Source organism: Rathayibacter rubneri (assembly GCF_023743255.1).
Classification (GTDB): Bacteria; Actinomycetota; Actinomycetes; order Actinomycetales; family Microbacteriaceae; genus Rathayibacter; species Rathayibacter rubneri.
On record NZ_JAMRYM010000194.1, the window covers coordinates 1 to 1,512 of the forward strand.

Here is a 1,512-nt window from a genome sequence, read left to right on the forward strand (position 1 = left end):
GCCGAGGTCGCCGATACCCGCCGCTCCCGCCGTGCGGCGGTGCGGTCCGCCGGGCCGGGCGACGAGGCGGCACGGCTCCCCTCCGAGGCGGCACGGCTCCCCTCCGAGACGGCGCGGGTCCCCGCCGAGGCGCAGCCGGTCGAGTCGGACGTGCAGCCGGCACCGGGGGCGGCCGCCGAGCCGGACGCCCCGCTGCTGCGGAACCCCTGGCTGCTCGTGCTGCTGCTCGCCGGTCTCGCCGGCACGGCGCTGGGCTTCTCGATCCTCACGATCGGCTACTCGTCGCCGCCCGCCCCGTACTACGGCGACTCCGACACCCCGTCGCCGGAGTGGATCCAGCGCCAGATCCTCTACTACGCGTCGATCCCGCTGCTGGGCTCGCTGCCCTTCTCCCTGCTGGTCGCGATCGGGGTCGCGGCGCTGCGCTGGCGCCGGAGGCCCCCGGCGCCCGAGGAGCAGCCCCAGCAGGACTGACCCGGTCGCTCGGACCCCGCTGCTCGGACCCTGCCGCTCGGACCCCGCCGCTCAGACGGCGGAGGCGCCGAACAGCAGGCCGAGCAGGTAGGTGACGAGCGCCGCTCCGTAGCCGATGCCGAGCTGGCGCAGCGCCCGCGCGAGGGGAGGGGCGCCCGAGAGCAGCCCCACGATCGCTCCGGTCGCGAGCAGGGCGATCCCGACGAGCACCGCGGCCAGGATCACGGCGGCGATCCCGGACAGGCCCAGCAGATAGGGCAGCACGGGGATGATCGCGCCGGAAGCGAAGAAGCAGAAGCTCGAGAGCGCCGCGCCCATGCCGGTGCCGATCGACTCGTGCTCGTCGATCGACGGGTCCGCCTTCGGTCCGCCGATCGTGATCGGGGAGGTGGCGGCGACTCCGCCGCGCAGTCCCGTGAACACGTGGGCGGCGCGGGCGTTCGCCTCCTCCTCGGTCAGGCCCCGGGCGCGGTAGACCAGCGCCAGTTCGTTCGCGTCGACGTCGAGGTCGGGGACCAGGCGGTTGGTGTCGAGGTCGGGGGAGGAGGCGCTGAGCAGCTCGCGCTGCGAGCGCACCGAGACGAACTCGCCCGCCCCCATCGACAGGGCGCCGGCGAGCAGCCCCGCGAGCCCGGTGAACAGCACCACGCTCGTGGCGACTCCGCTCGCTCCGACGCCCAGCACGAGCGCGAGGTTCGAGACGAGCCCGTCGTTGGCGCCGAAGACGGCGGCCCGGAACGTCCCCGAGAGCCGGGTGCGCCCGCGCTCGGCCAGGCCTCGCACGACCTCGCCGTGGATCCGCTCGTCGGCGGCCATCGCCTCGGTCGCGTCGTCGTCGTCGGCGTACGGCGATCGGGCCTCCGCGCGCTGCACGAGGGCCAGGACGAAGACGGAGCCGAAGCGGCGGGTGAGGAAGCCGAGGACCCGGGTGCGCAGATCCGGCCGCGGCGACGGCTCCGCGGCGGCACCGAGCAGCTCGCGCCAGTGGTCCTCGTGGCGGCCCTCGGCGGCGGCGAGGGCGAGCAGGATCTCGCGCTC

Annotated in this window: 2 protein-coding genes; one reads left to right on the forward strand and one right to left on the reverse strand. The window is 75.5% G+C overall.

What is annotated here, in order from left to right:
• Positions 1-474: hypothetical protein (locus NB037_RS19240; RefSeq protein ID WP_251948656.1), on the forward strand; the 474-nt coding region annotated here is incomplete at its 5' end.
• A 51-nt stretch (positions 475-525) separates the two neighbouring features.
• Here the strand turns inward: NB037_RS19240 and NB037_RS19245 are convergent.
• Positions 526-1,512 (reverse strand): VIT1/CCC1 transporter family protein (locus NB037_RS19245; RefSeq protein ID WP_251948659.1); only part of this gene is annotated, 987 nt, incomplete at its 5' end.